The 17,157-nt window shown below is 33.9% G+C and carries 16 protein-coding genes; all 16 read left to right on the forward strand.

What is annotated here, in order from left to right; genetic code table 11:
- The first annotated feature begins 54 nt into the window (after nucleotides 1-54).
- The 16 genes from ACHRWY_RS09855 (at nucleotide 55) to ACHRWY_RS09930 (ending at nucleotide 17,019) form a co-directional block, all read left to right on the forward strand.
- Nucleotides 55-585: a hypothetical protein gene (locus ACHRWY_RS09855; RefSeq protein ID WP_395354205.1), complete on the forward strand. Its 531-nt coding sequence runs from the start codon at nucleotides 55-57 to the stop codon at nucleotides 583-585.
- An 11-nt stretch (nucleotides 586-596) separates the two neighbouring features.
- Nucleotides 597-1,214, forward strand: coding sequence for a 3-oxoacyl-ACP synthase (locus ACHRWY_RS09860; RefSeq protein ID WP_395354206.1), 618 nt, complete (start codon nucleotides 597-599; stop codon nucleotides 1,212-1,214).
- A 2-nt stretch (nucleotides 1,215-1,216) separates the two neighbouring features.
- A complete protein-coding gene (locus ACHRWY_RS09865) occupies nucleotides 1,217-1,474 on the forward strand; it encodes a phosphopantetheine-binding protein (RefSeq protein WP_395354207.1) in 258 nt (85 codons plus the stop codon).
- A gap of 143 nt (nucleotides 1,475-1,617) precedes the next feature.
- The gene (locus tag ACHRWY_RS09870) at nucleotides 1,618-2,814 is read left to right on the forward strand and encodes a beta-ketoacyl-[acyl-carrier-protein] synthase family protein (RefSeq protein WP_395354208.1); all 1,197 of its coding nucleotides are present in this window, start codon (nucleotides 1,618-1,620) and stop codon (nucleotides 2,812-2,814) included.
- 81 nt (nucleotides 2,815-2,895) lie between these two features.
- Nucleotides 2,896-3,957 carry a beta-ketoacyl synthase N-terminal-like domain-containing protein gene (locus ACHRWY_RS09875; RefSeq protein WP_395354209.1) on the forward strand — a complete coding sequence of 354 codons (1,062 nt, stop codon included), beginning with the start codon at nucleotides 2,896-2,898 and terminating at the stop codon, nucleotides 3,955-3,957.
- Nucleotides 3,954-4,739, forward strand: a complete 786-nt coding sequence (locus ACHRWY_RS09880; RefSeq protein ID WP_395354211.1) for a polysaccharide deacetylase family protein — start codon at nucleotides 3,954-3,956, stop codon at nucleotides 4,737-4,739. The genes ACHRWY_RS09875 and ACHRWY_RS09880 overlap by 4 nt, the downstream gene beginning before the upstream one ends.
- A 75-nt stretch (nucleotides 4,740-4,814) precedes the next feature.
- Nucleotides 4,815-5,441 carry an outer membrane lipoprotein carrier protein LolA gene (locus ACHRWY_RS09885; protein ID WP_395354213.1) on the forward strand — a complete coding sequence of 209 codons (627 nt, stop codon included), beginning with the start codon at nucleotides 4,815-4,817 and terminating at the stop codon, nucleotides 5,439-5,441.
- Nucleotides 5,407-6,042, forward strand: a complete 636-nt coding sequence (locus ACHRWY_RS09890) for a hypothetical protein (RefSeq protein ID WP_395354215.1) — start codon at nucleotides 5,407-5,409, stop codon at nucleotides 6,040-6,042. The genes ACHRWY_RS09885 and ACHRWY_RS09890 overlap by 35 nt, the downstream gene beginning before the upstream one ends.
- A 37-nt stretch (nucleotides 6,043-6,079) precedes the next feature.
- Entirely contained in the window at nucleotides 6,080-6,694 is a 615-nt protein-coding gene (locus ACHRWY_RS09895) for a porin family protein (protein ID WP_395354217.1), read from the forward strand.
- Between the two features lie 6 nt (nucleotides 6,695-6,700).
- Nucleotides 6,701-7,072 (forward strand): 3-hydroxyacyl-ACP dehydratase, encoded by a 372-nt coding sequence (locus ACHRWY_RS09900; RefSeq protein ID WP_395354219.1) that lies wholly within the window; start codon nucleotides 6,701-6,703, stop codon nucleotides 7,070-7,072.
- Between the two features lie 2 nt (nucleotides 7,073-7,074).
- Complete coding sequence (locus ACHRWY_RS09905; RefSeq protein ID WP_395354220.1) at nucleotides 7,075-7,560, forward strand: hypothetical protein; 486 nt, start codon at nucleotides 7,075-7,077, stop codon at nucleotides 7,558-7,560.
- 19 nt (nucleotides 7,561-7,579) lie between these two features.
- Complete coding sequence (locus ACHRWY_RS09910; RefSeq protein ID WP_395354222.1) at nucleotides 7,580-8,767, forward strand: DUF2062 domain-containing protein; 1,188 nt, start codon at nucleotides 7,580-7,582, stop codon at nucleotides 8,765-8,767.
- 87 nt (nucleotides 8,768-8,854) lie between these two features.
- A complete protein-coding gene (locus tag ACHRWY_RS09915) occupies nucleotides 8,855-12,535 on the forward strand; it encodes a 1-acyl-sn-glycerol-3-phosphate acyltransferase (protein WP_395354619.1) in 3,681 nt (1,226 codons plus the stop codon).
- A gap of 1 nt (nucleotide 12,536) precedes the next feature.
- Nucleotides 12,537-14,054, forward strand: a complete 1,518-nt coding sequence (locus ACHRWY_RS09920; protein ID WP_395354224.1) for a phytoene desaturase family protein — start codon at nucleotides 12,537-12,539, stop codon at nucleotides 14,052-14,054.
- Between the two features lie 11 nt (nucleotides 14,055-14,065).
- The gene (locus ACHRWY_RS09925; protein ID WP_395354226.1) at nucleotides 14,066-15,733 is read left to right on the forward strand and encodes a C45 family autoproteolytic acyltransferase/hydolase; all 1,668 of its coding nucleotides are present in this window, start codon (nucleotides 14,066-14,068) and stop codon (nucleotides 15,731-15,733) included.
- Entirely contained in the window at nucleotides 15,730-17,019 is a 1,290-nt protein-coding gene (locus ACHRWY_RS09930) for a phenylacetate--CoA ligase family protein (RefSeq protein WP_395354227.1), read from the forward strand. The genes ACHRWY_RS09925 and ACHRWY_RS09930 overlap by 4 nt, the downstream gene beginning before the upstream one ends.
- The last annotated feature ends 138 nt before the right edge of the window (nucleotides 17,020-17,157 follow it).

Below are 17,157 nucleotides of genomic sequence, written 5' to 3' on the forward strand. Positions count from 1 at the left end.
AGTCATTCATACTTGGGTTTCTTAAATTAAATTTTTAAACAAAATAGATTTAAAATGAGAAGTTTAAAAAACTTAAACGTTAGAAAAAGTATTGAACACAATAAATTGGTTTATTCTGAAAGTTGGTTAGATAAATTTGGGTCATTCGTTTTTTATTCATTTTGTTGTTCTGGTTTTATAAGCCCTTTTTTAATTTATTTTGATCCATATCGTGACCATTCAAAAACCGGATTTGAATATTATTTAGTTTTTATTTTAAGCATTTTTTTTGCATATTCTTTTTATAAAAAAGCAACAGAAAAAAGACTCACAAAAATTATAAGTAAATACAATGCCGAAGAAAACAAATTATTAATTAATGAGTATTGTGAGAAAAAAGGTTTTGAAAAGTATAAAAATTTAAACAATATAATAATTTATAATACTGAAATGGCATACAATTTTAATCCAAATTATAAAATAAGTAGAATTTTTCTTTTAAGAGGAAACTCTATTTATTTGACCATGATAAGACAAGATAAATTAAATACACCTGTTCTTTTTTCACAAATAAGTTTAAAGAGGGATATTAAAAATCTCTGTTAAAACAAAAAAAAATGACTCAAAACAAAACATATATACACGATTACATCACCATCCAAAACAACGAAATCGTTTTGAACGGAACCTCCATATTCAAAATTGATCCAACAGATTTTACTGATTTCTCAAAACAAGCTTATCGCAATTTTAACATTCAATACCCGAAATTTTTCAAAATGGATGCTTTGAGCAAACTGGCTTTTTTAGGATCTGAATTGCTTTTGAGTCCGATAACTTCGGCTGAGCAGGAAAACAATATTGCTTTGGTTTTGGCCAATAAATCGTCGAGTTTAGATACTGACGTTAAGTATCAGGAATCGATTTCAGACAAAGAAAACTATTTTCCGAGTCCGGCAGTTTTTGTTTATACGCTGCCAAATATTTGTTTGGGCGAAATAAGTATCCGTCATCAGCTGAAAAGTGAAAATTCTTTCTTTATATTTGACACCTTTAACACTGAATTTATGTCGAATTACTCGGATATTCTTCTGAATACGAATAAAGCAGATAAGGTTCTTTGTGGTTGGGTAGAATTTTTTAATGACAATTATAAAGCGTTTCTTTGCACGATTAGTAAAGAGAAAAACGAAAAATATACAAACGAAAATATCAAAACATTATATAATAAATAATCATGGAAGCATTAAAAAAAGAATTAAAAAACAAAATCATTACTACCTTAAATCTTGAAGATATCGCAATCGAAGATATTGCTGATAACGATCCTTTGTTTGGAGATGGTTTAGGTTTAGACTCCATTGATGCGCTTGAATTAATTGTGATTTTAGATAAAGATTACGGAATTAAATTAGTAGACCCAAAAGAAGGAAAAACTATTTTCCAGTCGATCGAAACTATGGCAGCTTATATTCAGGCAAACAGAACGAAATAAGACTGCTTAGACTGGCTTAGATTTTTAGACACCTTAGATAAAAACTGTCTAAATCCAAAAGTTACAAAATCTAAGAAGTCTAATGTCTAATAATCTAAGTAAGTCTAAAAATCCAAGAATCTAAAAATCTAAGCAAGTCTAAAATGAAAGGTGTTGCAATAACGGGAATGGGAATTATCTCTTCGATTGGAAATTCAGTCGAAGAAAATTATATTTCGTTAATCGAAAATAAAATTGGCATTTCCCGTATCACAAATATTTCGACCGTTCATGCGGGTGTTATTAAGGTGGGAGAAATTAAAAAAACCAACGAAGAATTGGTCAACGAATTGAACCTTACTGAAGATAATAACTTTTCGCGAACAGCAATGATCGGTACATTAGCAGCCAAACAAGCTGTTGAAAATGCCGGAATTACATCGATAAACGAATTCAGGACAGGACTTATTTCGGCTACGAGTGTAGGCGGAATGGACATGACCGAAAGACATTATTACGATTATTTCAAACATCCTGAGCTGGTAAAATATATTACCTGCCATGATGGTGGTGATGTTGCTGAAAAAATTTCCGAAGAACTGGGTTTAAAAGGAATGGTTACCACGATTAGTACCGCTTGTTCATCGGCGGCAAACTCAATTATGCTGGGTGCCCGATTGATTAAAACCGGAAAATTAGATCGTGTAATTGTTGGCGGAGCCGATGGTTTGGCAAAATTCACCATCAACGGATTTAAGACTTTGATGATTTTATCAGACGATTTCAACAAACCTTTTGACAACGAACGTAAAGGATTAAACCTGGGTGAAGCCGCAGCATATTTGGTTTTAGAATCAGATGAAATTGTAGCGAAACAAAATAAAAAAGTCCTGGCCCGTGTTTCGGGTTACGGAAATGCAAATGATGCTTTTCACCAGACTGCTTCTTCAGAAAATGGTGATGGCGCTTATTTAGCCATGAAAAAAGCGTTTGAAGTTGCTGGTTTAAAGCCTTCTGAAATCGACTACATCAACGTACACGGAACGGCAACTCCCAACAATGATTTATCTGAAGGAAGAGCTTTAAAGAGAATTTATCAGGACGAAAAAGTCCCTGATTTTAGTTCTACAAAACCTTTTACCGGACATACTTTAGCAGCTGCTGCAGCAATTGAAGCTGTTTATAGCGTTTTGGCGATTCAGAATAATGTGGTTTACCCCAATTTGAATTTCGAAAACCCGATGGAAGAATTTGATTTGCAACCGCAGACTACTGCAAAAAATAAAAATATCGAACACGTTTTATCCAATTCTTTTGGTTTTGGAGGAAACTGTTCCACTCTTATATTTTCAAAAAGCTAAATTTAAATTGTCATGATTCCAATGACAATTTAAATTTAAAAACGATAATACCATATTCCTTAAAAAAAATTTAATCTTCGCATGAAAAAAACATATATAAATGGAGTAGGCTGTATTTCGACTCAAAAAACATTTGATACTGTTTTTTTAGAAGAAGCCGTTGTCAATCATAATCAAAATGTATTCGCGATCATTCCCCCGGTTTACAAAGATTATATTTCTCCTGCAGCAAGCAGAAGAATGGCAAAAGGAGTAAAGAACGGAATCGTTGCTTCGGCATTGGCCATGAAAGATGCCAATGTTGAAAAAGTTGACGCTATCATTACCGGAACCGGTTTAGGATGTATCGAAGATTCTGAAAAATTCCTCAAAAGTATTCTCGATAATAATGAAGAATTCTTAACGCCAACTTCTTTTATTCAATCTACCCATAATACCGTTGGTGCGCAAATTGCTTTGTTGCAGCAATGTAAAGGATATAATTTTACGTATGTAAATGGTGCTGTTTCTTTTGAATCGGCTCTTTTAGATGCTAAAATGCAAATCGAAGAAGACGAAGTTCAGTCGGTTTTAATTGGCGGAGTGGATGAAAATGGCGATTATACTACTGCCCTTTTCAAATTAAACGGACGCATCAAAGCCGATAATTCAGCGCCTTATGATCTTTTAAATTCTACAACACCCGGAGCAGTTTATGGTGAAGGTGCCAGTTTTTTTGTTCTGGAAAATAAAAGAAAAGAAACTACATACGCAGAAGTTCTGGATATTGCTATTGTAAATACGCTGGAAGAAAACGAAATCGAAGCTGAAATTAAAGCCTTTTTGAAATCCAGTAATTTAGAAATTTCTGATGTTGATGCTTTAGTTTTAGGATTTGACGGAAACGTTGATTTCGAAAATTACTATAGAAATCTTGCCGAAAATGCTTTCGCAGCAACACCTGTTTTGTATTACAAACATTTGAGCGGCGAGTACGATACGGCTTCGGCTTTTGCTTTATGGATGGCTTCTAAAATTATAAAAACTCAGGAAATTCCTGAAATCATAAGAGTAAATTCGGTTGAAAAACCAGCTTATAATACTATTTTATTGTACAATCAACTGAATGGAAAAAATCATAGTTTTACTTTGATCTCAAAATGATAACGCATAAAAACATTTCGTTATTCTTTCTCTTTTTATTGCTTTTACTCGTTCTTGTGAACTTTTATACAGCAATTAGCTGGGTATGGTTTATCGCAATTGTTTTGATTTGGCTGGGAATAAACGCTTTTGGCTCTGCCCGGATTTCATCCAATTATCATGTAAAAGCTTTCTGCAATAATCCATCTGAAACAGAAAAAAAAATCGCCATTACTTTTGATGACGGGCCAAGCATTTTTACATTGGAGGTTTTAGAATTATTGAAAAAACATGACGTAAAAGCAACTTTCTTTTGTATCGGGAAAAATATTGAAGCCCATCCTGAAATCCTAAAACAAATTATTGCTGACGGACATTTGGTTGGCAATCATTCCTACAGTCATTCTCCTTTTTTTGATTTTTATAATGCTGCAACAATCAAAGAAGAAATTGAGAAAACAGATCTTCTTTTAGAAAAATACACCTCCAGAAAAATAAACTTCTTTCGTCCGCCTTACGGAGTTACAACGCCTTCGATCAGAAGAGCTTTAGAAAAAACCGGTCATAACGTAATTGGCTGGAATATTCGATCGCTCGATGGCGGAACAAAAAATCAGGAATTGATTTTCAATCGTATTATAAAACGTGTTTCTCCCGGCGGAATCGTACTTTTGCATGACACGGCGTCACACTCGGTTTTGGTATTGGAACAGTTTTTGCAATTTTTACAGCAAAACAATTATAAAGTGATTTCGACTGAAGAGCTTTTGAATCTTAAAGCTTATGAAATTGAACACTCATAAAACAGGAATTCATTCGGTCAGACCTAACAGGTTTTAAAAACCTCTTAGGTCTTTCTAAACAACTTTTAACAATCTATGAAAACTAAAATAGCACTACTAATTCTATTTATTTCAGGCAATTTGTTTGCTCAGGAACAAAAAATGACGGATGCTGAAATTGCAACTTTCAAACAAGATGTAAATTTAGTTTCCAAAAAAATCAAAACTTTAAGTACTGATTTCGTACAATACAAACATTTGGATTTTTTATCGAAAGACATTGAAACTTCAGGGAAAATGATTTTTAAAGAACCTGGTTTGTTGCAATGGCAATATAAGAAACCATACAATTATAGTATCGTTTTCAAGAACGGAAAAATCCTTATTAACGACGAAGGCAAAAAAAGCGCCGTTGATATTGGAAACAGCAAAATCTTTGGTCGCATCAATAAGTTAATCGTGGGAAGCGTGAGCGGAAATATGTTTGATGATGCAGCATTTACGATTTCGTATTTTAAATTAAAAGGTCAGAATCTGGCAAAATTTGTTCCGAAAGATGCTACGCTGAAAAAATACATCAAGCAAATCGAACTGACTTTTGATAAAGAAGAAGCAACCGTTGTTCAGGTAAAACTATTAGAATCATCTGAAGATTATACCAGAATTGTACTTAAAAATAAAGTAATCAATGCAAAAATCGACGATTCAGTTTTTACTAATTAATTGCTTTCTGGCGATTGTTTTAGTTTCTTGTGGCTCGGTCACAAAAAATTATACTCCTAAAAAATTAGACAAAACGTCTTATGAGGTTCCCTATTTCTCAGATTCAAAAACAGATTATGTTTACAAAACAAACATTACAGTTTATGGAAATGAAATCAGCGGAATTTTCATTGCTAAAAAAATAAATGATACTGTACATCGTATTGTTTTCACCACAGAATTTGGTAACAAATTGTTAGATTTTGAAATTTCTGACCACAGTTTCAAAGTCAATTCGATTGTTTCAGAGTTAGACAGAAAAATTCTGATCAATACTTTAAAAGAAGATTTTAGATTGCTTCTAAAAAAAGAATATCTGATTCAGGAACAGTTTGAAAATGATTCAGATAACATCTATAAATCGAAAGATGGAAAACGCGACAACTATCTTTTTATCTCAAAAAAGGATCCTAAATTAGAGAAAGTCGTCCATGCTTCAAAAACAAAAGAAAAATTTACACTAACATTTAGTTCAGAAAACAATATTTTTGCCGAGAAGATTGAGATTCTTCATCAGAATATTAAGTTGAAAATTGAGTTGAATTATTTTAAATCAGAATAAAAATTTAAACTAACCATAAACTTAAATCAAACCAAAAATGAGAAAATTAACCGTAATTGCTTTTGTTTTATTTATTGGAATTGTAACAACACAAGCGCAAGTAACCGTAAGTCCGGGATTGCGAGGAGGTTTAAATCTTTCCAGTCTGACCAATATCGATGATAATGGTTTGAAATCAGATTTTTATGTTGGTGGATTAGTCGATATAAAATTCAACAAGTATTTTACACTTCAGCCTGAATTGACGTATTCAAAACAAGGATCGGAAGGACGATATTTTGATGATCAAAACCCAAACTTTGGAACACCGGCAAAATATGAATTAGATTATTTGTCACTTGGCGTCGTGGCTAAATTTAACTTTGGCGGAAAAGGTTTTCATATTTTAGCCGGACCTTCAGCTGATTTTAAAACAAGTGATAATTTTGGTCAATATGGCTTTGATCCAATCGATTTTGATTTTTCTATCGTTGCCGGGTTAGGGTACACCTTACCAAACGGATTAACTTTTGAGGCAAGGTTTAAACAAGGTTTAATAGACATTTACGGGTACGACGGAATTGAATATAATGATGATAATTATTACTATAATGATCTTATCTTAAATCAGGTTTTCCAGATCGGTATTAGTTACACTTTTAAAGTAAAATAAAAAAATATGGTTTTAAAAGACTTTTATAAAGTTCTTTCAGAAGAAAAAACAGGGGATGCTAAATATAATATTCGTATATTAGTTAATGCCAATCATGAGGTTTTTAAAGGTCATTTTCCAGGAAACCCAATTATGCCGGGCGTTTGCATGATTCAGATTATTAAAGAACTTACAGAATCAATCTCCAAAAGTTCCTTGATGATACAAACACTGACCAATGTCAAATTCATGGCCTTAATAAATCCGGAAACAAATCCGGAATTGCGTTTGGAACTTGACATTACAATTACAGAAGATGATTTGGTAAAGGTGAAAAACACCACATATTTTAACGACACCGTTGCTTTAAAATTAAGTACCGTGTATAAAAAACTATAACTATGAAATTACTAGTATCATTACTATTATGGATAAATTTTGCCAACACACCCGATTTGGCTACTATCCGAAAGATCTATCCTGATGTTGCAAAATCAGAAGCAAATGCTAAAGAATTCACAGAAAAACTTTCTGCGATTTCAAACAACGATGAAAAAATTTTAGTGGCCTACAAAGCGGCTTCAATTTTAGTAGATTCTAAATTTGAAAACCTGATAGGCAGTAAAATTTCGCGCTTTAAAGAAGGCGCAAAACTTCTTGAAGCAACTTTAAAAAGTGACCCTAACAATATCGAAATCAGAATGATCCGATTGAGTATCCAGGAAGATGTTCCGGGAATTACAGGCTACAAAAAAAACATTAAAGAAGATAAAAAATTCATCACAGCACACTACCCGGAGCAAACTGGTGTTTTAAAAGAATACCTAAAAGACTTTGTTTTACAATCGAAAAGTTTCTCTGAAAAAGAAAAGCAATTCGTGAAGTAGGTAAAGAAAAAAATCCCTAATGCAACCAACTTTATCTCAGCAGGAATTACTTAATTCAACGCCTTTTTGTGTTATTGTTCCAACGTACAATAATCACAAAACGTTGAAAAAAGTGCTGGATTCTATTTTAGATTTTACTTCTGATATTATCATCGTCAATGATGGTTCAACAGATACAACAAACGAAATTTTAAAACAATATTCGGAGCTTACCCAAATTCATCATCCTCAAAATTTAGGAAAAGGAAGGGCGCTCCGAAATGGTTTTAGAAAAGCAATCGAAATGAATTTTGAATATGCCATCACGATCGATTCTGATGGACAGCATTTTGCTTCTGACATTCCTAATTTTATTCAGGAAATCCAAAACGAACCCAATTCTTTATTAATTGGAAGCCGAAACATGACACAGGAAAATGTGCCAAAGAAAAGCAGTTTTGGAAACAAATTTTCGAATTTCTGGTTTAAGTTTGAAACCGGAATTGTCCTCGAAGACACACAATCCGGTTTTAGATCTTATCCGTTACGATTGATTCCGAAACAATTTTACACCAATAAATTTGAGTTTGAAATTGAAGTCATTGTACGGTCTGCATGGAAAGGAATTGTAGTTAAAAATATTCCAATCCGCATTTTGTATGATCCGGCAGAACGTGTTTCGCATTTTCGTCCTTTCAAGGATTTTACCCGAATCAGCATTTTAAATACCGTTTTGGTCATCAACGCTTTGTTGTACATCAAACCCCGTGATTTTTTTAGAAGAGCAAAAAAAAAAGGCTTTAAAAAATTCTTTCTGGAAGACATTTTAGAAAGTTCCGACTCTAATTTTAAAAAATCGGCATCTATTGCTTTAGGTGTTTTTGTCGGAATTTCTCCTTTTTGGGGATTTCAAACGGTTTTGCTTTTTACTTTTGCAGCTCTATTCAGACTCAATAAAGTCATTGCTTATCTGGCATCAAATGTGAGTTTTCCTCCCTTTATCCCTTTTATTATCTACGGTTCTTTAAAAATGGGAAGCTACTTTGTATCGAATGATGCCCCTTTAATTTTAGATAGTTCAGTCACACTTGACGATATTCAAAAAAATGCTACACAATATATCGCGGGAAGTCTTATTTTAGCATCCGTTTTGGCGCTATCGTCCGGTCTTATAAGTTATTTACTTTTAACCGCTTTTAGCTCCGGGAATAAAAGGAATATAACGTAAAAAGTTTGCTGCAAATTTCACAAATTAGCAAGAATTAAGTAATGAAAATTAGTGCAATTCGTGGCAAAAAACATTAATAAAAAAACCATGCATCACTATTTCTACGCCATTCATTTATTTGTAAACCGACGAAAAACGTTATCGGTTGTATTGGCCATTCTGATGCTCCTGGCTTTTGGTTTTTTTGCTTCTCAACTTAAATTTGAAGAAGACATTACCAAGCTTATTCCAACAAATGATAAAGCTGACGTTACGGCAAAAGTGCTCAAACAACTTAATTTTGCTGATAAAACTACCGTTATTTTCAAACTGGATAAAAACGGAACTGATGAAGATTTAAAAGAAATGGCAACTCTATTTTCAGATAGTGTTGCTAAATCCTGCAAACCTTACATCACCGGAATTCAGGGTAAAATTGACGAAGAAAATATTCAGGAAACTATTGATTTTGTTTACCATAATTTGCCTCTTTTTCTGGAAAATAAAGATTATGATGCCATTCAGAACAAACTTCAAAAAGACAGTATTGCAGCAACGGTTCAGGGAAATTACAAATCTATTATTTCCCCGTCAGGATTTATTACCAAAGATTTTATCCTGCAGGATCCGCTTGGCATTTCTTTTATCGCATTAAAAAAATTACAACAATTAAATATTGGTGACGATTTCACGCTCGATAATGGTTTTGTAATGACCAAAGACAAAAAGAAGTTGTTGCTTTTCATCACCTCTGATATTTCGTCGAGCGAAACAGAAAAAAACACCCTTTTTGCCGAAAAATTAAAATCGATTCAGGAAAATTTAAATCAGAAATTCAAAGGCAAAACATCCATTAGTTATTTCGGTTCTGCTTTGATTGCAGTTGCCAATGCCAATCAAATTAAAAGTGATATTATCTTAACGACAACTATCGCGATGATTACGTTAATGTTGATTTTAATTTTGTTTTACAGAAAAATATTCATTCCCTTAATCATTTTTCTTCCAACCGTTTTTGGCGCTTTGTTCGCCGTGGCATTTTTGTATTTTGTCAAAGAACAAATCTCAGCGATCTCTCTCGGAATTGGATCCATCCTATTAGGCATCACCATTGATTATTCCATACATATTCTCACACATTACAAACATAACAGCGATGTAAAAACATTGTACAAAGACATTACAATGCCTGTTATTATGAGCAGTTCAACAACGGCCGTTGCTTTTTTATGTTTGCTTTTTGTAAAATCTGATGCGTTAAACGATTTAGGGATTTTTGCTGCTGTAATTGTTATGGCCTCTGCATTTTTCTCACTTTTGATTGTTCCGCATTTGTACAAACCCAAAGAAAACAATTTCGAACACAAGAAAAATGTGATCGATAAACTGGCTCATTTCTCGTTTCACAACAATAAATACCTGATTGGTTTTTGTGTTTTAATTACTCTCGTTTGTTGTTTTACTTACAACAATGTTGGTTTTAATAACGATTTATCGCAGTTGAATTTTGTTCCAAAGGAAATCAAAACCGCCGAAAAAGATCTCGAAGAAAGCACCAGTTTAACATCTAAGACCATTTATGTCGCTTCGTACGGAAAAAGTATGGAGGAAGTTTTGCACAATAACAGTACTCTTTTTGCTGATTTATCGAAGGAAAAACAAACCAACAAAATATTGAATTTCAGTTCAGTTGGCGGAATTATGCTCTCACAGGCCGCACAACAACAGAAAATCGACAAATGGAATTCGTTTTGGGATACTAATAAAAAACAGCTTTTACAATCGGAGCTAATTGCCGAAGGTTCAAAACTCGGATTTAAACCCACAACTTATGCATCCTTTTTTGATCATTTAAATTTTAATTTCAAGCCTATTTCAGCCCAGGATTATTTAAAAGTTCAGGCTTTGCAACTAAAAGAATTTGTAACGGAAAAAAAAGGTTTCTTCACGATTTCTACTTTGGTAAAAGTTACACCGGAACAACGGGATGCTTTTGTAAAATCGGCTTCAGCCAAAAATAACCTGATAGCCATTGATCGTCAGCAAATGAATGAAACATTTTTCAGCACTTTAAAAACTGATTTTAATTCGCTGGTCAATTATTCCTTCATTGCCGTAATTTTAATTCTGTTTTTCTTTTTCCGAAGAATCGAACTGGTCATTGTAAGTTGTATTCCAATCGCTTTAACGGGAATTGTAACGGCAGGAATTATGGGAATCTTTGGCATTCAAATGAACATTTTTAGTATGATTGTTTGTACATTGATTTTTGGTCACGGTGTCGATTTTAGTATTTTCATGACCAGTGCGCTTCAAAAAGAATATACAAACGGAAAAAACGAAATTGCGATTTACAGAACCTCTATCATTCTGGCTGTAATTACCACTATTTTAGGAATTGGTGCTATGATTTTTGCAAGCCATCCTGCGCTGCGATCTATCTCATCTGTTTCCTTAATTGGCGTTTTTGCTGCGCTCATTATTACATTTATCTTCTACCCGATCCTGTTCAAACTATTTATATCAAATCGCTCGAAAAAAGGAAATCCGCCGTTTGTATTGCGAACATTTATTCACGGTGTAATCTCATTTACATATTATGGCCTTGGTGGTATTTTGATGTCGCTTTTCAGCATCACGATCATGCCGATTCTTCCAATAAATGAAAAAACGAAAATGAAGGGATTCCGATATTTCATTTCAAAATTCATGAAATCGGTTTTATATTCGAATCCGTTTATACATAAAAAAGTCATTAATAAATATCATGAAACTTTCGAAAAACCGGCGATTATCATTGCCAACCATTCGTCGTTTATTGATATTCTCGCTATGGGAATGCTGAGCCCGAAAATTATCTTTTTGGTGAGCGACTGGGTTTACAATTCTCCTATTTTTGGTGGTACGGTAAGAAAAGCAGGTTTTTATCCGGTTTCTGAAGGTATTGAAGGCGGAGTTGAACATTTACGCCAAAAGGTAAAGGAAGGATATTCGTTAATGGTTTTTCCGGAAGGGACACGTTCAGAAAGCAATCAGATTAAACGTTTTCATAAAGGTGCTTTCTATCTGGCAGAAGAGTTTAAGCTGGATATTATTCCTGTTGTAATTCATGGTGCTTCAGAAGCCATTCCTAAAGGCGATTTTGTAATTCATCACAGCTATCTTACACTTTCTATTTTAAAAAGGATTTCTCCGGACAACCTTTCTTTCGGAAAAAATTATGTAGAAAGAACGAAACAAATAAGTTCGTTTTTTAAAGAGGAATATCGTAAAATTCGTCAGCAATTAGAAGGTCCTGATTATTTCAAAAAGATGGTAATTCATAGTTATGATTACAAAGAGACGGAAATTACAAGCAGTGTCAAAAACGACCTGAAAAATAATTTAGAAACTTATTATCAGCTTAATAAGCATCTTTCGGAGAAAGCCAGAATATTGCATCTATCTAATGATTATGGTCAATTAGATGTGCTTTTAACCTTGCAGGAACCACAGCGAAAGATCTATTCTTTTATTGCTGACGAAGAAAAAACAGAAGTTGCCAAAACCAATTATTTCCTTAAAAAGAGAAAGATTTCTTATCTGAATCATATAGAATCAGTTTTGCCAAATGAATATGATGCGGTTTTAATTTCTGATGAAAAGTATAAAGATGATCTGGAGAAAATTGTATCGACATCTTCAACAGTTATCTTAATCAATACCTCAGGTTTAAAAAACACTTTGATTAATCTTGGTTTTGAATCTGTTTTGGATGAACATTCTATAATCGTATTAAATAAAAATTAGCATGAAAGAGCAATACGATGTAGTAATTGTTGGAAGCGGTTTAGGCGGTTTAGTCTCGTCAATTATTCTGGCCAAGGAAGGTTATAGCGTTTGTGTGCTTGAAAAAAACAATCAATATGGTGGCAATCTCCAAACTTTTGTACGTGATAAGACCATTTTTGATACTGGAATTCATTACATCGGAGGCCTCGAGGAAGGACAAAACTTATACCAATATTTTAAATATTTGGGTATTATGGAGCATTTGAACCTCAAAAAATTAGATGAGAATGGTTTCGATATCATTTCTTTTGATGATGATGAAAACGAATATCCACATGCACAGGGTTATGATAATTTTGCCAATCAGTTAGTCCGTTTTTTCCCTGAAGAAAAAGCCAACATCGAAGAGTATTGCAATAAAATAAAAACAATTTGTGAATCTTTTCCACTATATAATTTAGAATGGGAAGGAAAATACGATAATGAAATTTTGGGGCTTAACGCCAAACAAACCATCGAGGAATGCACGCAAAATGAAAAACTGAAAGCTGTTCTTGCGGGTTCAAATTTTTTATATGCCGGAATTGCTGACAAATCTCCTTTTTATGTTCATGCACTTTCTGTAAACTCATACATACAAAGTTCCTGGCGCTGTATTAATGGCGGAAGTCAGATCACAAAGCAACTTTTAAAACAGCTTAAAAAACACGGCGGTGAATTTTACAAATACAAAGAAGTGACCAAATTCAATGTCGAAGATAAAAAGGTAACTTCTGTAGACATGAAAGATGGTACTCAGGTTTCAGGTTCTTTTTTCATCTCGAACATCGAACCAAAAACAACACTGAAAATGGCTGGCGAAGAAAACTTCAGGAAATCTTTTTACAGTAGGGTTCAAAGTCTCGAAGGCGTTATTTCGGCCTTTAGTCTGTACATCGTTTTTAAACCTGAAACATTTAAATACATCAATCATAATCATTACCATTTTAAGAAAAGCACCGAAGTATGGACTTCTCATGATTATGATGAAGATTCCTGGCCAAAAGCTTTTATGGCATCAATGAACGCTTCAAAAAAGCAGGAAGAATGGGCAGAAGGAATGACTTTTATCACCTACATGAAATATGACGATGTTGCGCCCTGGATGGACACCTTTAATACAACTGCCCAAGAAAACGATCGTGGAGAAAGCTACGAAGAGTTTAAGTCGAGAAAAGCAGCAAAATTTTTGAAAGAAATTGAAATAAAATTTCCCGGAATTTCAGATTGCATTCAATCCATGCATACTTCGACACCACTCTCCTATCGCGATTATATTGGCGGCGATAATGGAAATATGTACGGTTATGTTAAAGATTCCAATAACCCAATGAAAACCCTGATCCCGTCAAAAACCAAACTGGATAATTTATATCTTACAGGTCAAAGTATTAACATGCATGGTGTTTTAGGCGTAACGATTGGTGCGGTGGTAACCTGTTCAGAAATTGTGGGAAAAGAATATTTAGTAACCAAAATAAATAAAGCATCTGAATAAAAAGTGGGGATATGAAAAGCCGGATAAATTTATATTTTTTCGTTAGTTTTTTATTGGTGTTGGCTTCGTGCGGAACATCAAAATCCATGCATCATCAACCTGAAGTTTCAAATTTTAATGGTGCAAAACCTATTGTAACCAAACTATCTGACAGCATTTTTATTTCAGGCCAAAATTCGCTTTTAAAAAATAAACAGGGCCTTTGGGAATTGTATGTCGAAGGCGATCCTTTAGAAATTGGACTCAACACAGGGGCTTTGTCTGATTCGCTTTTAAAAAATCAGGAGCATATTTTTTTCTCCAAAATACAAGATATAATTCCCTCGCAATTTCAGCAAAAAATTCTTAGGCAGTTTCTAAAATGGTACAATCGCAAATTATATCTGAATGTTCCTGAAGAATATCAAACCGAAATTTATGGTATTTCACAATATACCTCTCATGATTTTGACAATATTGCTCCACAATATCAGCGCAGTTTGTACTTGCATGGGGCGCACGATATAGGTCACGCTTTGCAGGATTTGGCTTTGGTGGGTTGCTCCTCTTTTGCTGCCTGGGGAGAAAAATCGGAAGATGGAAATTTAATCCTCGGACGCAATTTTGACTTTTATGTAAATGACGCTTTCGCAGAAAATAAAATCGTCGCGTTTATAAACCCAAAAGAAGGCCATCAATTTATGATGGTGACCTGGCCGGGAATGATTGGTGCTGTTTCCGGAATGAACGAACAAGGTTTAACGGTTACGATTAATGCCGGAAAATCTAAAATCCCGATGATTGCCAAAACACCTATTTCGATTCTGACCCGTGAAATATTACAACACGCTGCAACTATTGAGGAAGCAATTGCAATCGCTAAAAAGACAGCTGTTTTTGTTTCAGAATCGATAATGGTTGGAAGTGCCCTTGATAACAAAGCAATTTTGATTGAAGTGTCTCCCAAAAAAATGGACGTTTATGACGTTCCCAATACAAATCAGTTAATTTGTTCCAATCATTTTCAGAGTGATGCTTTTAAAAACGAAGAGCAAAACCAATCTCAAATTGCCAATAGTCATTCGAAATACCGCTTTGACAGAATGCAGGAACTTTTTGCTGAAAATCCAAAAATCAATCCTAAAGTGGCATCCCAAATCCTGAGAAATAAGGATGGTTTACAAAATATCCCTTTGGGTTATGGTAATGAAAAAGCACTGAATCAATTGATGGCACATCACGGAGTTATTTTTAAACCAAAAGAAAAACTCGTTTGGGTTTCGGCAAATCCGTATCAATTAGGCGAATTTGTATGCTACAATCTCGATTCGATCTTTAAAGGAATGAAGACAAAACCAATGGGTTCGTTTCAACAAAAAAATTTAAATGTTCCCCAAGATCCGTTTCTGGAAACAGCTACCTATAAAAACTATCAAAAATTTAGAATTGAAGATCATAAGATAGATTTATATTTAAAAAACAAGGAACTTATTAGTCCTGGATTTATTCAAGAATATCAATCCTTAAACCCTGATTATTGGGTTGTGTATTACAAAGCAGGGTTGTACTTTTATCAAAAAAAAGAATACCGGCTTTCTCAGGCTAATTTTGAAAAAGCACTAACCAAAGAAATTACAACAGTTCCTGATAAAACAGCAATTGAAAAATATTTAAAAAAAATCAAAAGAAAATTACAATGATTCCATTAATAGAAAAAGATTCTTTAGAACAAATTAAAAATTTTCAGGAGCAGAAATTAACGGAACTCTTACAATACATCAGTCAGCATTCTCCTTTTTACAAACGCCTTTTTGCCGGACAGAATATCGATATTTCAAAAGTTAAAACGCTGGAGGATTTACAATTTTTACCTGTAACGACTAAAGAAGATTTACAAGAATACAATGATGATTTTTTGTGTGTTCCGCAAAATAAAATCATCGATTATGCCTCTACTTCAGGGACTTTAGGTGATCCGGTAACTTTTGGCTTAACCGATTCTGATTTAGACCGTCTTGCATATAATGAAGCTATTTCGTTTGCCTGTGCCGGAATTACAGAAGGTGACGTTGTACAATTAATGACCACAATCGACAGAAAATTTATGGCTGGCCTGGCTTATTTTCTTGGTCTTAGAAAACTAAAAGTAGGTGTTATTCGTGTTGGTGCCGGAATTCCGGAACTACAATGGGATTCTATTTTAAAATACAAACCAACCTATTTAATTACGGTTCCTTCTTTTTTACTAAAGTTAATTGAATATGCCGAAGCCCACGGGATTGATTATAATAATTCAAGCATAAAAGGGGCAATTTGCATTGGAGAATCTTTGAGAAACCAGGATTTTTCGATGAATATTTTGTCTAATAAAATTACTGAAAAGTGGAACATTAAATTGTTTTCGACTTATGCTTCTACAGAAATGAGTACTGCTTTTACAGAATGCGAACACGGAAATGGTGGTCATCATCATCCCGAGCTGATTATTGTAGAAGTACTGGACGAAAACAATATTCCGGTAAAAGATGGCGAAGTTGGCGAATTAACCTTTACCACTTTAGGGATCGAAGCCATGCCGCTATTACGTTTTAAAACCGGCGATATTGTTCAGTTGCACAATAGTCCTTGCGCTTGTGGCAGAAATACGTTGCGTGTTGGACCAGTTGTAGGACGTAAAAAACAAATGATCAAATACAAAGGCACAACACTTTATCCGCCAGCGATGAATGACGTTTTAAGTGGTTTTGATAATATCGAAAATCACATTATTGAAATTTCGACCAACGATTTGGGCACGGATGAAATCGTGATAAAAATTGCCGTAAAAAATCAATCTGCTGAATTTTTACAGGAAATTAAAGATCACTTCAGAGCTAAATTAAGAGTAACACCAAAGATCGAATTCGCATCAAAAGAAACTTTGAATCCTTTGGTTTTTAACCCAATGAGTAGAAAACCTATTCGGTTTTTTGATTATAGGTCTTAATATAGGTGCAAAGATGCAAAGGTTCAGAGGGACAAAGGTTTCTCTCTACATGGTAAAAGTCTTCTACGTGTCATTTCTCCCTTCGGTCAAATGACAAAACACTGCAAAACTATATGAAAACCAACCCTTTTTATAAAT

It is taken from the genome of Flavobacterium sp. FlaQc-48 (genome assembly GCF_044007335.1).
Taxonomy (GTDB): domain Bacteria; phylum Bacteroidota; class Bacteroidia; order Flavobacteriales; family Flavobacteriaceae; genus Flavobacterium.